The sequence below is a fragment of the Dietzia timorensis genome (assembly GCF_001659785.1).
GTDB lineage: Bacteria > Actinomycetota > Actinomycetes > Mycobacteriales > Mycobacteriaceae > Dietzia > Dietzia timorensis.
Genome location: NZ_CP015961.1, coordinates 417,370 through 433,392 on the forward strand (window position 1 = coordinate 417,370; position 16,023 = coordinate 433,392).

General features: G+C 63.7%; 10 protein-coding genes and 5 pseudogenes. 11 read left to right on the forward strand and 4 right to left on the reverse strand.

Annotated elements, in window-relative coordinates; all coding sequences use genetic code 11:
• Positions 1-29: 29 nt before the first annotated feature.
• The 4 genes and pseudogenes from BJL86_RS01930 to BJL86_RS17500 all read left to right on the forward strand — a co-directional run bounded on the left by BJL86_RS01930 (position 30) and on the right by BJL86_RS17500 (position 3,975).
• Complete coding sequence (locus BJL86_RS01930; protein WP_067476669.1) at positions 30-1,430, forward strand: IS1380 family transposase; 1,401 nt, start codon at positions 30-32, stop codon at positions 1,428-1,430.
• Positions 1,431-1,693: 263 nt separating this feature from the next.
• Positions 1,694-2,029, forward strand: a pseudogene (locus tag BJL86_RS01935) (transposase); the annotation flags it as partial.
• Positions 2,030-2,358: 329 nt separating this feature from the next.
• On the forward strand, positions 2,359-3,465 hold the full coding sequence (locus tag BJL86_RS01940; RefSeq protein WP_067478094.1) for a BtrH N-terminal domain-containing protein: 1,107 nt from the start codon (positions 2,359-2,361) through the stop codon (positions 3,463-3,465).
• A gap of 39 nt (positions 3,466-3,504) precedes the next feature.
• Positions 3,505-3,975 (forward strand): transposase, encoded by a 471-nt coding sequence (locus BJL86_RS17500; protein ID WP_228549380.1) that lies wholly within the window; start codon positions 3,505-3,507, stop codon positions 3,973-3,975.
• A gap of 45 nt (positions 3,976-4,020) precedes the next feature.
• On the opposite strand, the pseudogene BJL86_RS01950 reads toward BJL86_RS17500, so the two are convergent.
• Positions 4,021-4,239: pseudogene (locus BJL86_RS01950) on the reverse strand (transposase); the annotation flags it as partial.
• 124 nt (positions 4,240-4,363) lie between these two features.
• Between BJL86_RS01950 and BJL86_RS17365 the strand changes: the two are divergent.
• Together BJL86_RS17365 and BJL86_RS17805 are read left to right on the forward strand one after the other, a co-directional pair.
• Entirely contained in the window at positions 4,364-4,603 is a 240-nt protein-coding gene (locus BJL86_RS17365; protein WP_231887311.1) for a transposase, read from the forward strand.
• Positions 4,600-5,436, forward strand: a pseudogene (locus BJL86_RS17805) (IS3 family transposase); the annotation flags it as partial. The gene BJL86_RS17365 and the pseudogene BJL86_RS17805, both read left to right, overlap by 4 nt.
• 78 nt (positions 5,437-5,514) lie before the next feature.
• Here BJL86_RS17805 and BJL86_RS01965 read toward each other — a convergent pair.
• Positions 5,515-6,612: pseudogene (locus BJL86_RS01965) on the reverse strand (ISL3 family transposase); the annotation flags it as partial.
• A 386-nt stretch (positions 6,613-6,998) separates the two neighbouring features.
• On the opposite strand from BJL86_RS01965, the gene BJL86_RS01970 reads away from it, so the two are divergent.
• On the forward strand, positions 6,999-7,523 hold the full coding sequence (locus BJL86_RS01970; RefSeq protein ID WP_008379464.1) for a PaaI family thioesterase: 525 nt from the start codon (positions 6,999-7,001) through the stop codon (positions 7,521-7,523).
• A 149-nt stretch (positions 7,524-7,672) separates the two neighbouring features.
• Here BJL86_RS01970 and BJL86_RS01975 read toward each other — a convergent pair whose 3' ends face one another.
• Positions 7,673-8,449: a helix-turn-helix domain-containing protein gene (locus BJL86_RS01975; RefSeq protein WP_322544730.1), complete on the reverse strand. Its 777-nt coding sequence runs from the start codon at positions 8,447-8,449 to the stop codon at positions 7,673-7,675.
• Between BJL86_RS01975 and BJL86_RS01980 the strand changes: the two genes are divergently transcribed.
• From BJL86_RS01980 to BJL86_RS01995, 4 genes are all read left to right on the forward strand, one after another.
• Positions 8,384-9,784: an IS1380 family transposase gene (locus BJL86_RS01980; RefSeq protein WP_039867814.1), complete on the forward strand. Its 1,401-nt coding sequence runs from the start codon at positions 8,384-8,386 to the stop codon at positions 9,782-9,784. The two genes, BJL86_RS01975 and BJL86_RS01980, sit on opposite strands and share 66 nt — an antisense overlap.
• A gap of 642 nt (positions 9,785-10,426) precedes the next feature.
• The gene (locus BJL86_RS01985) at positions 10,427-11,827 is read left to right on the forward strand and encodes an IS1380 family transposase (protein WP_039867814.1); all 1,401 of its coding nucleotides are present in this window, start codon (positions 10,427-10,429) and stop codon (positions 11,825-11,827) included.
• Positions 11,828-12,254: 427 nt separating this feature from the next.
• Complete coding sequence (locus tag BJL86_RS01990) at positions 12,255-13,379, forward strand: NDMA-dependent alcohol dehydrogenase (protein WP_006897512.1); 1,125 nt, start codon at positions 12,255-12,257, stop codon at positions 13,377-13,379.
• Positions 13,380-13,470: 91 nt separating this feature from the next.
• Entirely contained in the window at positions 13,471-14,952 is a 1,482-nt protein-coding gene (locus BJL86_RS01995; RefSeq protein WP_006897513.1) for an aldehyde dehydrogenase family protein, read from the forward strand.
• A 118-nt stretch (positions 14,953-15,070) separates the two neighbouring features.
• On the opposite strand, the pseudogene BJL86_RS02000 reads toward BJL86_RS01995, so the two are convergent.
• Positions 15,071-15,910, reverse strand: a pseudogene (locus BJL86_RS02000) (ISL3 family transposase); the annotation flags it as partial.
• Between the last annotated feature and the right edge of the window lie 113 nt (positions 15,911-16,023).

Here is a 16,023-nt window from a genome sequence, read left to right on the forward strand (position 1 = left end):
CATGTTCTCCAGCAGAAAGCACTCGGTAGGTGAAGCGTACTTCGTGGTCGGCCGGTCTGTCCGTTACTGCTGATGGTGTCGGGGTGATCGCCCACGCCGGGGCCATCGTGCCTCGACTTCTGGCTGATCAGGTCGGTCTGACCGCCGAGCTGTCAGGGGCCATGGCTCGCCGACAATTCATCCCGATCCACGACCGCGGCCGTGTGCTGATCGACACCGCGGTGATGCTCGCCGATGGCGGCGAGTCCATCTCCGACATCGGCGTCCTGCGCCACCAATCCGGGGCCCTGGGCCCGGTCGCCTCGGCGCCGACGGTGTGGCGCACACTCGATGAGGTCACTGCCGGCAAGCGCAAGAAGATCCAGGTCGCGCGTGCCCGCACGCGGCGGCACGTGTGGTCCCAACTGCCCGGCGGAGTACCCGCATCGGCGTGTGCGGGGCGGGATCTGGGATCGACGGTCGTGCTCGATGTGGATGCCACCATCGTGGTCACCCACAGCGAGAAGGAACATGCAACTCCGACATATAAGCGCACGTTCGGGTACCACCCGATCGGCGTGTGGTGCGACAACACAGAAGAGTTTCTCGCCGCGAGCTTGCGCCCGGGCAACGCCGGGTCGAACACCGCTGCCGACCACATCGACGTCCTGGGCCAGGCCATCGCGCAGATCCCCGCCAGTCATCGGCGTGATCTGCTGATCCGCTCCGACGGTGCCGGCGCCTCCCACGACTTGCTGGAGTGGATCACCGAGCAGAACCGCGTTCGTGGTCGACAGGTGGAGTACTCGGTCGGCTTCGCTATCACTGCCCCGATTCGCCGGGCCATCGCGACCTGCCCCGAAGCCGCGTGGGGACCAGCGCTCAACCCCAACGGGGACATCCGCGACGGGGCCGACATCGCGGAGCTGACCGGGTTCCTCGCTCCCGGGATGCTCGCAAAGTGGCCAGACGGGATGCGGGTGATCGTACGCCGCGAGCGGCCCCACCCCGGCGCCCAGTTGTCGATGTTCGAGGAGATCGATGGATGGCGCTACCAGGCTTTTGTCACCAACACCGCCACCGGCCAGCTGCAGTTTCTTGAAGCCAGGCATCGGGCTCACGCCCGGGTCGAGGACCGCATCCGCCACGCCAAAGACACCGGCCTGGGCAGGCTTCCCTCGCGGGAGTTCGCTCTCAACCAGGCTTGGCTGGTGGCGGTGATGATCGCCGCAGATCTGGTGGCGTGGACTCGGATGCTGGCCTGCACCGGCGACGCCGCAGTTCTGGCCTTGTGCGAGCCCAAAGCGCTGCGCTACCGCTTCCTTCACGTGGCAGCCCGACTGGTCCGTAGTGGCCGGCGGCGGCGCGTGAAGATTCCCGAAACATGGCCGTGGGCCACCGCCATCGTCGCAGTGTTCAACACGATCGCCGCGATCCCAAAACCCGCCTGACCTCACCTGCCCGCCCACGACATCACCACCCGGAGACCCGCCCACCGGCAGCGCCAGCCGGCACACACGCACGCCCACACGCGAAAACAAGCCCGCCGTCACCCGACAGCAGCAGTCACACCGGCCCGTGAATCAGCGGGGTTAGAGTGGTGTAACTCGGTGGCCGAGATCGTCTCCGACATCCGTGTCGTTGACGGATGTAGAGCGGCCACCGTGTGATCCATCGAGTCAACCTTCCAAAGAATCCTCGAGGAGTCATCACGATGACCGCACCCCATATTGTCGACCCGGCAGGCCTGCTTGGCCAAGCCCTCACAGAGGCGTCTCCAGATCTGATGCGTGAGCTGCAGCAGACCATGATCAACGCCCTGCTGTCCGCGGACGCCGATGCCGTCTGCGGCGCCGAGTGGAACGCCCGCTCGGAGCAGCGCACCAACCACCGCAATGGCTACCGCCACCGGCCCCTGGATACGCGGGTCGGCACCGTTGATGTCGCCGTCCCGAAGCTGCGCTTGGGCAGCTACTTCCCCGAGTGGCTGCTCGAGCGCCGCAAGCGGGCCGAGTCCGCGCTGATCACGGTCGTGGCGGACTGCTACCTGCGTTCCGGGCACCGCGCCGGGAGCGGTCGAGTGGAGGAGGTTGTCGTGCCGGGGCAGGACGACCGGCACGCGGCCATCTCCCAGACTGAACCCCCCGGCCGCCGGCTCGTGGAGGAGAGCGGTGGTGATTGTCTGGCGGACGCCCGGGGCTGCCTCGCCCAGCGCATTTCTTGAGCTATCACTCGGCGGGCGGCGCAGGAACGAAGGATCCTTTCGATGGACCGCTGAGGTAGGTACATGCCTGCATGAACGAATGTATAGTCACGTAACCGCATGCCCGTCCAACCGGAAACCGCGCAGATTGCTGCGACGCCGATTCAGGAGATGTCATGTCAGTCGAGGTCCCTACCCGTCATCCAGAGCCGCGACGAGTCCTACTGGACTATCCCCACCGTCAGGCAGGGCATTGTGGTTCCGGAGCGCTGAGAGACCTCCTGGAGTGGGCCGGTCTGGGCTGGGACGAGGTGCCGAGCGAAGGTCTGGTCTTCGGAATGGGCGGTGGTCTCGGCTTCACCTACCTGCGGGCACCGGGTCTCGCCCCTCCCATCTACTTCGTCGGGCGTAGCAGCGACCTCGAGGTCGACCTTCTCGCCAGGCTGGGTGCAGAGGTCGACGTTCGGGGAACCGACGATCCCGAGACCGGCTGGGGCTGGGTCCGCCGCGAACTCCAGCAAGGCCGTCCCGTGCTGATGTGGGCCGACATTTCTGAGCTGCCCTACCTCAATGTCCGCCTTCAGATGAGTCGGCACGACATCGTCGTGATCGGTTACGAAGACGACACCGAGACGGCTTTCGTGGTGGACAACGACCGAGCCGAGATGCAGAAAGTCCCCTACGAGGCTCTTGCGCGGGCGCGCGCGTCCCGATCGTTCCCCGTGCCCACGAGGCACACCACGTACTTCGTGAACTGGCCCCAGATCCTGCCCGATCTCCGCCAGACTGCGGCTTCGGCCCTCGTGGCCTCGGTCGAAAACATGCAGGCGGCGACAACCGCGATTATTCCGGACGCGTCGGTGCTACCGCCGGATGCCGTTGCCGCTGCCGGGATCAGTGGAGTCACGGTCTTCGCCGAGGATGTCGACCGGTGGCCGGGGCTCATGCCCGAACCGGAACTGGACATCGCGCTGCGTTCTCTCCACGCCTTTGTAGAGAAGGCAGGCACGGGCGGCGGCCTGTTCCGCCGGTTGCAGGCACAGTTCTGTGGCGACGTGGCCCGGCTAACGGAGTCCGCGGAGATGGCGAAGGCCGGAACTGCGCTCTTGCGCTGCGCGGACACGTGGTCGGCTCTGGCTGCGGCCGGCCGTAGCGACGGATCGACGCTCGATCGCTGGCGACGGGTCAATGAACTCGCCGCGACGCTTCCCCGCGACGAAGGCCATGCCATCTCTCACATGCGCAAAGCGGCGGGGGAACTGGGGATGGGTGACCCATTGTAGGCAAGTCGGCGAACGCAGCAAGCGAGCACCACTGCCGGGTTGCAGCAGCAAATCTGCGGCCACCGCGGACGTAAAGGCGACCCGCTCTACGGGATCCGCACCATCATCCGCTGCGACCCGGCACGGCTGACCGAGCGGCAGTGGCGACGGTTCAATGACGCATTGGCCGCCGACCCCCGGCACGAGGAACTGTTCCTCGCCTGGCAGATCGCCCACGAACTCCGACAGGCCTACCACCATAAAGACCTGCCAGCCGGGCGCAGCGCTGCGGAGAAGATACTCGCGACCTTGCCGTCCTGCCCGATCCCAGAGATCGCCCGCCTCGGCCGCACTCTTCGCAAGTGGAAGGACTCCTTCCTCGCCTACTGGACCACTGACCGATCCAACAATGGTGGAACCGAAGCGATCAACGGCCTCATCGAACTCCACCGGCGCCTGGCCCGCGGCTACCGCAACCGCGACAACTACCGCCTGCGGATGCTCCTCATCGCCGGCGGGCTACGGACCTGACCCCACACTCAGATGCGAAGAGCCCCTTATCCGGCCCTTCCGGAATCAGAGTGCATTGATCCGGTCGTGAAGCTGACCGGAGTGGATCAGTGACCGCAAGATGTAGTGCTTGAGGTTGCGGAAGCCCAGGGCGATTCCGCGGAGGTGTTCGAGGCGTCCGTTGATGGCCTTGACGGGGCCGTTGGAGGCGCCCACGTCGAAGTAGGCGAGGATCTCGCGGTGCCGCTTCCATAGCGACCGGCCCAGCTGGGCGAGCTCGGGCAGTGGACCGTTCCCGCTCTGGTGGACACCCGGAGATGAGCGGTGAGTTCCCCCAAGATAGAGGGAGCGGATTATGGGATCTACTCGTCGGAGCTTCACTGCCGAGTACAAGGCCAACGCGGTAAGTTTGGTCATCGATGATGGCCGTGCGATCGCCGAAGTTGCACGCAGTATCGGCGTTCACGAGATGACGTTGGGGAAATGGGTGAAGAAGACTCGAGACGAGGGAAACGGTGAGTCTGACCGCCCGTTGAATGAGGACGAGCGGGCGGAACTCGAGCGCCTTCGCGAAGAAGTGAAGCACGCCCGGATGGAGGTGGAGTTCGCAAAAAAAGTAGCGACCTGGTTCGCGAAAGACCCGCGGTGAAATTCGCGGCTATCGCGGACTGGGCTGAATCCGATTCATATACGGTCACGTTCATGTGTGCTCAACTCGGCGTATCGACTTCTGGCTACTACAAGTGGCGCGGCAAGTCGCGCTCAGCTCGAGACCTCCGAGACGACGAGTTAACAGCGCTGATCGAGTACCACTACGAGCACCTCAACGGCCGTCCCGGCGTTCGGCGCATGCGTGCGGAACTCGCCGCCGGCGGCCACCGGGTCTCGCACAAGCGGGTGTGGCGGCTCATGAAGGTCGCAGGTCTGGAAGGCCGCCACCCGAAGGCGTGGAAACGCACCACCGTCGCCGGAGACAGCCCCGTTGGGGCACCTGACCTCATCGGCCGCGACTTCACGGCGGCCGAGGCGAACACCAAATGGTGCGGCGATATTACTTACGTACGGACCTGGAACGGCTGGGCGTACCTGGCCACCGTCATCGATCTGCACTCCCGGATGGTCGTCGGATGGGCCGTGGCCGACCACATGCGAACCGAGCTGGTCACCGACGCACTGGACATGGCCATCGCTCGTCGTCGACCACCCGGAAAAGTCATATTCCACAGCGATCGCGGAACTCAATACACGTCCACCGACTTCGATAAGTACTGCACGAAAAACAATATCCGACGATCATTGGGGCGCACTGGCATTTGTTTCGACAACGCGGTCGCAGAATCATTCTTCGCGAGCTACAAGAAGGAACTCATTCACACGCGCCCGTGGCCCACTCTAAAAGCACTCAAAAAGAGCACATTCACCTGGATTGAGGAGTACTACAATAGGGCCCGACGACATTCCACACTGGGCTATTTGACACCAGCCGAGTTTGAACTAGGATTCAGAGACATATACGACTCGCCGCTTAATTGCAGTGGCCACTTTAGCGGGAACACTCCACAGTTCGGTGGGCACCCCGGCCCGGATCGAGCGCAGGAGCTTGTACATCGCGATCTTGCCCTCCCGCTTGCCCGAGGCCTCGTAGGCGGCGATGAGTCGCTGGTAGACGCTGTAGGTGACCTCCACCGCCGCGTGCGCGTCATTGGCGGTGAACGCCTTGAACAGGCGGACCTTCTGCTTGTCGGTCAGTAGCTCAGCGCGGGTGCGCAGGGTGCGGCGGATGCCGTACAGCGGATCGCCGGTCCGTCCCCGGTGTCCGGTGGTGGCCTGCTGGATGCGTTGGCGGCACACGGTGAGCTTGTCGGCGGCCAGGTGCACGACGTGGAATGGGTCCATCACCGTGCGTGCTTCGGGGACGGCTTTGGCGGCGGCGGTGTGGTAGCCGGCGAATCCGTCCATCGTGACCACCTTGACTCGGTCTCGAAAAGCCTGGTCGCGGGCGTTGAGCCACTCGGTGAGGACCTTCGCCGAGCGCCCGGGGATCATGTCCAGCAGACGAGACGGGCCGGTGCCGTCCACGACCGGGGTGAGGTCGACGAGAACGGTGACGAATGAGGACGTGCCGTCGCCGCGGACGTGCTTCCATTTGTGCTCATCGACCCCGAGAATGCGGACGCCGTCGAAGTGTCCGGGCTGGTCGTAGACCATGGCGCGGGTCTCGGTGACCGCCAGGTCGTTGACCAGGTCCCAGCCCAGCCCGAGGGCCTTCGCGACGGCGGACACGCTGGTGCGGTCGATCGCCAGGCGCTGCAGGATCCAGCGGCTGCAGCGGCGGGTGGTCTTGGCCCGCGGCTTAGCCAACGCCGGCATCCGCTGCTGGAAAATCCGCGTCTCGCATTCGATGTTGTCGCAGGTGAAGCGGGGTATGCGTACGTGCAGTCTGGTGGGATGGCCGACGATCGGTAGATCCGTGACCTTCCGCTGGACGTGGTCACGCAGCCTCCCCTCCGTCCCGCAGTCGGCGCACACCGGGTCCAGCGTGACCGGGGAGCAGAACAGGTGCGTGAACTCGTCGGCCACCGCGGCGTCGGTGATGGTGACCCCGAGCTCGACGGTGCGGCAGATGGTGTCGGCAAGCAGGCTGGCGGTAGCGTTCAAAGCGGGTCCTGGGTGGTTCTGGGTGCAGGTGTAGGAACCGCAATCCTCACACCCCCAGGACCCCTACATCTTGTGCCTCACCGCATCACCGCAGCATCCCCGCTACGCACTCCGGATCCGGAAGAGCCCCCAAACTAGACTATACGTCGGTACCGCATACTGTATGTTCGTACAGTACATGGTGTCCCGGCTCAGTCGGCCTTGTCGACCTGACTATCGCGCCGTCGGCAGCCAGTTGCTCAGGCCACCCGCACCGGCCTCCCGGCCCCTTGGACGCCAGGTGGAGGTTGGGTCACGGGTCGGACGTACGGGTGTCGGCGATATCTCCGTCGCCACAAGCCGAGGTATCGCACCCAGCACAACTTCATCGACAGGAAGGTCTGGACATGGACACATTTCGCGACAAGGCCGGCGGGCCGATAGGTACCGATATCGACACCTGGGTGCGCTCGTTTACGCGCATGGAATCCGGTTCCTCCGAGCTTCCTCCCCACCACCCCAACTGCCTTGGCTGTGGACCAGAGAACCCGAATGGTCACTTCCTCTCGGTACGGCGTGACGGAGACGGCGTCGTCGCACACCACCAGTTCGACCAGCGCCACGTCGGGGCACCCGGCATTGCACACGGCGGCGCGGTAGCGACCGTGATTGACGACCTCTTCGGCTTCTTGCTCTATTCGGTCGGCGAGCTCGCCGTGACGCGCCGTCTCGAGCTCGAGTATCTTGCGCCAGCACTACTCGACACCCCGTACATCCTGCGCGCTGCAGTTCGGTCTCGCGATGGCCGGAAATTGGACCTCACGTCCACGATGGAGGATGCAGAGGGCCGCACTGTTATTACTGCCACTGCCCTGTTCATCGTGGTCGAGGTTGAACACTTTTTGCAGTCACAGAGAAACTCGAGGGCTTAGGCCAAACTCACCGCCGCGAGCACCAGGCCCGAATACGTCGAGGATGTCGGCGGAGCCTGAAGCTATTGAACGCCACGCCCAAAGAAAGGGCGAAGCTGAAGGCACCGTGCATCGCCAGTTGCCCTGTACGAGTCAACCAAGAGGCAGCGCTACCTACGACGGAACCCCGTCGGCGGGTGGCCGGTCCAGTGCTTGAAAGCGTGTGAAAAGCTGGCGAGGTCGCTATATCCGAGGTCCGTGGCGATCTCGCTCGCGGACACAGATCCGTCCAGTAAACGAAGAATCGCGTACTCACGAATGACCGACTGGCGCAGTCCGCGATAGGTCATCCCTTCCTCAGAGAGGCGCCGCTTAAGTGTGCTCGTAGAGATGGAGAGTTCGTCTGCAATCCACTGACTTCCACAATCTGCGGGACGCTTCTCTATCAGACGTCTCACCTTGTCCGAATACGAGGCGATTTTACTCCGCTCGTCGAGCCTTCGCTGCAAGTCACTGATAGCGAGTCGATACGCCACGGGGTCAGAGAACCGGCAGACGTGATTGACCGCGTCAACGGGAAAATGCAGAATGGACAGTGAAGCGTCAAATACCAGGCGACCAGCTAACCGATCCTGATCCACGGGCAGACCTTCCGGAGCGGGCCAACCCAGTGAGAGTGTGATGTCTGGTGCATCGCCAACGAGTATATTCAGCAGCCTCAGCAGGACCGCACCACAGTAGGTGACCACTAGGGAGTCTAGCCCCGGTAGTTCACGGGGATCTGCGGATCGCTGGGTGAAAATAGACCGAAGTGCTTCCTGAACAGGGGAAACTGGGACTTGTTTAAGGTTCCTGATCCTCAAGCAGAAAGCACTCGGTAGGTGAAGCGTACTTCGTGGTCGTCTGGTCTGTCGTTCTCCGTCGAGGATGTCGGGGTGATTGCTCATGCCGGGGTCATCGCGCCGCGTCTTCTGGCTGATCGCGTCGGCCTGACCGCCGAGCTGTCGGGGGCCATGGCGCAGCGCCGATCCATCCCGATCCATGACCGTGGCAGGGTGTTGACCGATGTCGCGGTGATGCTCACAGGTGGCGGCACGTCCATCGCCGACATCCGCGTCCTGCGCCACCAATCCACTGTCCTGGGTCCGGTCGCCTCCTCTCCGACGGTGTGGCGCGCCCTGGACGAGGTCACCGCTGGTAAACGCAAAAAGATCCAGGTCGCGCGGGCCCGTACGCGGCGGCATGTGTGGTCCCAGCTGCCCGGCGGGGTGCCGGCCTCCAAGTGCGCGGGCCGGGATCTGGGGGACACGGTCGTGCTCGATGTGGACGCCACCATCGTGGTCACCCACAGCGAGAAAGAACAGAGCGCGCCGACCTACAAGCGCACCTTCGGCTACCACCCGATCGGCGTGTGGTGCGACAACACAGAAGAGTTCCTCGCTGCGAGCTTGCGGCCGGGCAACGCGGGGTCGAACACCGCGGCCGACCACATCGACGTCCTGGGGCAAGCCATCGCCCAGATTCCCGCCGCCCATCGGCGTGATGTGCTGATCCGATCCGACGGCGCCGGCGCCTCCCATGACCTGTTGGAGTGGATCTCCGAGCAGAATCGGATCCGTGGTCGGCGGGTGGAGTACTCGGTCGGCTTCTCGATCACCGCCGGAATCCGCCGGGCCATCGCGATCGCCCCCGACACCGCGTGGGGGCCAGCGGTGAATCAAGACGGCGACCTGAGGCCGGGCGCGGAGATCGCCGAGCTGACTGGACTGCTGCCGCCCAGGATGCTCGCCAAGTGGCCCGACGGGATGCGGGTCATCGTCCGCCGTGAGCGGCCCCACCCCGGCGCCCAGTTGTCGATGTTCGAGGAACTCGACGGGTGGCGCTACCAGGCGTTCGTCACCAACACCGCCACCGGTCAACTGCAGTTCCTCGAGGCCAGGCATCGGGCGCACGCCCGGGTGGAGGACCGGATCCGCCACGCCAAAGACACCGGCCTGGGCCGTCTGCCCTCGCGAGAGTTCGCTCTCAACCAGGCATGGCTGGTGGCGGTGATGATCGCCGCCGACCTCGTCGCCTGGACCCGGATGCTGGCCTGCACCGGCGCCGCCACCATCCTCGCAGCGTGCGAGCCCAAAGCGATGCGCTACCGCTTCCTCCACGTCGCCGCCCTACTGACCCGCAGCAGCCGACGTAGACGGGTCAAAATCCCCGAGACCTGGCCCTGGGCCACCGCCATCGAAGCGGTGTTCCACACGATCGCCGCGATCCCCAAACCGGCCTGACCCCACCTGCCCACCCACGACAGCACCACCCGGAGACCCGCCCACCGGCAGCGCCAGCCGGCGCCCAAACACGTCTACACGACCCGCCGGACACAACATCCGTAGAAACCCGACTCCATCACGCCCCATGAATCAGCGGGGTTAGTCTCTGCGTAACCGCGACATTGATGCGTGACCCCGCAGTGAGTGTGGGGCGATCGGTGGCATCGATGGTGAATTCAAACGGTGACCAGGTGGTGCTTGCCGCTTGGCCTTGTAGCAGGGTTGCTGCTTCGAAGAGATGTCGGAGTTCTCTCGCAGAGAGGGCGTTCGGGATGCGAAGCAGATCCGTGGAGTGCTGCTGGATTACGTCCAATGCTCGTACGAGCCGCGCCGTTAGATGGAGATTCGGATTTCGGTCATGAGGGTAAGGCACAGTCCAGCTATAGCGGCGCGGTCCGTGGCTGGGACTCAGCCCGATTGACGCTCCGCGATCGACCGCATCCATGAATGAAACGGCATCGATTGGAGTGTTCCCGCTAACCCCGGTAGTTCACGGGGATCTGCGGATCGCTGGGTGAAAATAGACCGAAGTGCTTCCTGAACAGGGGAAACTGGGACTTGTTTAAGGTTCCTGATCCTCAAGCAGAAAGCACTCGGTAGGTGAAGCGTACTTCGTGGTCGTCTGGTCTGTCGTTCTCCGTCGAGGATGTCGGGGTGATTGCTCATGCCGGGGTCATCGCGCCGCGTCTTCTGGCTGATCGCGTCGGCCTGACCGCCGAGCTGTCGGGGGCCATGGCGCAGCGCCGATCCATCCCGATCCATGACCGTGGCAGGGTGTTGACCGATGTCGCGGTGATGCTCACAGGTGGCGGCACGTCCATCGCCGACATCCGCGTCCTGCGCCACCAATCCACTGTCCTGGGTCCGGTCGCCTCCTCTCCGACGGTGTGGCGCGCCCTGGACGAGGTCACCGCTGGTAAACGCAAAAAGATCCAGGTCGCGCGGGCCCGTACGCGGCGGCATGTGTGGTCCCAGCTGCCCGGCGGGGTGCCGGCCTCCAAGTGCGCGGGCCGGGATCTGGGGGACACGGTCGTGCTCGATGTGGACGCCACCATCGTGGTCACCCACAGCGAGAAAGAACAGAGCGCGCCGACCTACAAGCGCACCTTCGGCTACCACCCGATCGGCGTGTGGTGCGACAACACAGAAGAGTTCCTCGCTGCGAGCTTGCGGCCGGGCAACGCGGGGTCGAACACCGCGGCCGACCACATCGACGTCCTGGGGCAAGCCATCGCCCAGATTCCCGCCGCCCATCGGCGTGATGTGCTGATCCGATCCGACGGCGCCGGCGCCTCCCATGACCTGTTGGAGTGGATCTCCGAGCAGAATCGGATCCGTGGTCGGCGGGTGGAGTACTCGGTCGGCTTCTCGATCACCGCCGGAATCCGCCGGGCCATCGCGATCGCCCCCGACACCGCGTGGGGGCCAGCGGTGAATCAAGACGGCGACCTGAGGCCGGGCGCGGAGATCGCCGAGCTGACTGGACTGCTGCCGCCCAGGATGCTCGCCAAGTGGCCCGACGGGATGCGGGTCATCGTCCGCCGTGAGCGGCCCCACCCCGGCGCCCAGTTGTCGATGTTCGAGGAACTCGACGGGTGGCGCTACCAGGCGTTCGTCACCAACACCGCCACCGGTCAACTGCAGTTCCTCGAGGCCAGGCATCGGGCGCACGCCCGGGTGGAGGACCGGATCCGCCACGCCAAAGACACCGGCCTGGGCCGTCTGCCCTCGCGAGAGTTCGCTCTCAACCAGGCATGGCTGGTGGCGGTGATGATCGCCGCCGACCTCGTCGCCTGGACCCGGATGCTGGCCTGCACCGGCGCCGCCACCATCCTCGCAGCGTGCGAGCCCAAAGCGATGCGCTACCGCTTCCTCCACGTCGCCGCCCTACTGACCCGCAGCAGCCGACGTAGACGGGTCAAAATCCCCGAGACCTGGCCCTGGGCCACCGCCATCGAAGCGGTGTTCCACACGATCGCCGCGATCCCCAAACCGGCCTGACCCCACCTGCCCACCCACGACAGCACCACCCGGAGACCCGCCCACCGGCAGCGCCAGCCGGCGCCCAAACACGTCTACACGACCCGCCGGACACAACATCCGTAGAAACCCGACTCCATCACGCCCCATGAATCAGCGGGGCTTGCGGCAAGATGTGGTCTGTGTTCTACTTGTGGCGCAGGACACAGTCGTCCGTTTGGGAGTGGCAGCGCGTGGTGGGTCAGCCGAGTGGGCCTGGCTTGTTCGCTCAAACAACCTCAGCGAGAGAAGGTTGGCTATGACAGCGACTGCTATCAGGGATGGTGGTTCTCCACACACTGAATCGGCCAGCGTGTAGCAAATTTTGACATCCCCATTTGTTCCTATCAACCTCCTTGGCCGCGCGGAGCGACTGAGGAATATCGAGAAGAGACAGGAGATTTTTCTGATGAAAACACGAGGCGCGATTTGCTGGGAGCCTGGCGCGAACAAGGGTTGGTCAGTCGAAGAGATCGAACTGGGTGATCCTCGGCCTGATGAAGTACGAGTCAAACTCGCAGCGTCGGGGCTCTGTCATTCGGACGACCATATCGACTCCGGCATCTTTGTCGGCTTGGAGCCTATGGTCGGTGGACACGAAGGCGCCGGAATCGTTGAGGAAGTCGGCTCCGCAGTCAAGGGAATCGTGCCGGGCGACCACGTCGTGCTGGCGTTTATCCCCTCCTGCGGCCGTTGCTACTCCTGTGTCAGTGGACATTCGCATCTTTGCGATCTCGGAGCCCACCTCTTCGGAGGAGTGGCGCTCTCGGACGGGACCCACCGGGTCCAAGCGCGTGGCAAAGGCGTAGGGACGATGTGCTTGCTGGGAACCTTCTCCCCGTATGTTGTTGTCCACGAGGACAATGTCATCAAGATCCGTGACGATGTTCCGCTTGATCGGGCCGCGCTCGTAGGGTGTGGCGTCACGACGGGGTGGGGTTCGGCATTTCACACCGCGGGCACCCAGCCCGGAGACACGGTGGCCGTGATTGGCGTCGGCGGAATCGGCATGAACGCAGTACAAGGTGCCCGCCTCGCAGGTGCCAAGAACATCATTGCGATCGACACTGTGGCTTACAAACGAGAGCGCGCCAAGGAGTTCGGCGCAACGCATGTGGCCGCAAGCATGGAGGAAGCCCTGCCCCTTATCGCGGAGCTAACTCGGGGCACCCTGGCGCATCGGGCCATCCTGACCACCAGCGTTGCTGAGGGCGAGCTGGTGGAGCCAGCACTGAAGCTGGTCGGCAAACGGGGAGTGCTGGTTCTGACCTCGAGTGCACCGGGCGATCAAATAAAGGTCGACCTGGATCTGTTAACCCTCACCTTGTACGAGAAGGAAATTCGCGGCGGTCTGTTCGGATCATCGAATCCCCGCATTGATATCCCCCGCCTGCTCGACTGGTATATGGAGGGAGAACTCAAGCTCGACGAACTGGTCACTACTACCTACACCCTCGACCAGGTTAACCAAGGATACAAAGACATGTTGGATGGCAAAAATTTGCGCGGCATCATCACCTACGAAGAGGCTTGAGTTTCATGACCAGCACCACACACCACAGGACACTTTCCTGGGCTAAGGAAGCTGAGTACACATTCAAGTTCAGAAAGTTGGTTCTGGGAACATGACGCACTACTCACTCTTCATTGACGGCAAGTCTGTCGATACCGACGAAACCTATGACGTGGTCAGCCCGGGTGATGGCACGGTGATTGCCACGCTAGCCAAGGGAGGAACCGCGGAGGTCGACGCTGCGGTCGAAGCCGCCGCAGCGGCTTTCGCCAGCAGCGGCTGGCGCGAAACTCCGATGCATGAGCGGGCGGCGGTAATCGACCGCGCAGCGGATGCGATCGAAGCCCGCGCCGAAGAAATCAGTTTGCTCGCCTCGCGAGAGAACGGCACACCGGTCAGGCTCGCTCAAGGTCTCTCTGTCGGCTTCCCAGTCATGCATATCCGCTACTTTGCCGACCTGGCGCGACGACACGTCACCGATCAGCCGACCATGGTAAGCGGCAGCGTAGTCGGCATCATTCGTCGTGAACCGATTGGCGTCGTCGCAGGAATCGTTCCGTGGAACTTTCCACTGCTCCTCACGGTGTGGAAGTCGATCCCGGCAATCGCAGCGGGCAACTCTGTCGTGCTCAAGGCCGACGAGAAGACGCCGTCAACGGCTCTCATCTTGGCCGAGGTGCTCAAGGCTGCGGGATTGCCCGATGGCGTATTCAATGTCATCACTGGTGATGGAGCCGAAGTCGGTGGGCATCTTACCAAGCACCCAAAGGTCCGGAAGGTCTCATTCACGGGGTCCACTGCCACTGGACGGACGGTCATGGCGAACGCTGCAGAGCGTGTCAAGAAGGTCACCATGGAACTCGGCGGAAAGGGAGCAAACATCGTGCTCCCCGACGCCGACCTCGACCTGGCGGTAGACGGATCACTCTGGGCCTTCTTGGTCCACGCCGGCCAAGCATGTGAATCCGGCACCCGGTTGTTCGTCCACCGAACCATCTATCGCGAGTTCGTTGATCGCCTTGTCCAGCGCGCATCGCAGCTCACTATCGGTGATCCCACAGATATGAGCACCGACATCGGACCCTTGATGAACCGAGCTCAGCGGGAACGCGTGGAAGGGTTCATTGACAGCGGTAAGAAGGATGGGGCAACCGTCGCATTCCAGGCCGAACTTCCTGCTGACCTGAACAGGGAAGGCATGTGGGTTCCTCCGACAATCTTCACCGACGTCACACCTGACATGAAGATCACTACGGAGGAGATTTTCGGCCCTGTGGTCTCAGTGATGGCATACGACGATATCGATGCCGTCGTGGCAGAGGCCAACACCAGTGAGTACGGACTCTCGGCCGGCGTTTGGACCACCGACTATACGGTCGCAATGGACCTAGCGCATCGACTTGAGGCTGGCACCGTATGGATCAATGACTGGCACGCCCTGTCAGGCCAACTGCCGTTCGGAGGTGTGAAGCAGAGCGGATTCGGCCGTGAGATGGGCCCGAATGCCATCAACGAGTACACCAATGAGAAGTCGATTGCAATTGACTACTCGGGCCGCGATGCCCGCGCGGCGTGGGGACTTACTATCCCGTAAGAAGAATTGTTCGGAATTCTGACCCACTGAGAGTGCCTCGCAACGAAAACTTCGTTGCGAGGCACTCTCGATCCGTCTCGCCCCGGCGGACCCCTCCAGTTAACCGGCCCTTCCGGAATCAGAGTGCATTGATCCGGTCCTGAAGCTGACCGGAGTGGATCAGTGACCGCAAGATGTAGTGGTTGAGGTTTCGGAAGCCCAGGGCGATTCCGCGCAGGTGCTCGAGGCGACCGTTGATGGCCTCGACCGGGCCGTTGGAAGCCCGGGTGTCGAAGTATGCCAGGATCTCGCGGTGGCGCTTCCAGAGAGAGCGTCCGAGCTGCGCGAGCTCCGGGAGTTCCTTGGGTACGCCGGACCGGATCGAGCGCAGGAGTTTGTACATCGCAATCTTGCCCTCCCGTCTGCCCGAGGCCTCGTATGCAGTGATGAGTCGCTGGTAAACGCCATAGGTGACCTCCACCGCCGCGTGCGCATCGTGGGCGGTGAACGCCTTGAACAGGCGGACCTTCTGTTTGTCGGTCAGCAGTTCGACCCGAGTGCGCAGGGTCCGGCGGATCCCGTAAAGGGGATCGCCGGTGCGGCCGCGGTGCCCCGTGGTGGCCTGCTGGATGCGTTGGCGGCACACGGTGAGCTTGTCGGCGGCAAGCTGCACGACGTGAAATGGATCCATCACCGTCCGAGCAGCGGGCACGGTTTTGGCGGCGGCGGCGTGGTAGCCGGCGAATCCGTCCATCGTGACAACCTTGACTCGGTCACGGAACACCTGGTCGCGGGCATCGAGCCACTCGGTGAGCACCTTCGCCGAGCGCCCGGGGACCATGTCCAGCAGGCGCGACGGGCCGGTGCCGTCCACCACCGGGGTCAGGTCGACCAGGACGGTGACGAACGAAGACGAACCGTCGCCGCGGACGTGTTTCCGCTTGTGCTAATCGACCCCGAGAACGCGGACGCCGTCGAAGTGGCAGATAGGGCTAGTGGGTACGCCTAGTCCGGCGATCCGGTACTTCGATTCCGGCGACTCGGTACTCCTTAGGGCGGGCGGGGTGGTCTGCTCGGGGTGAGGCGGCGCGA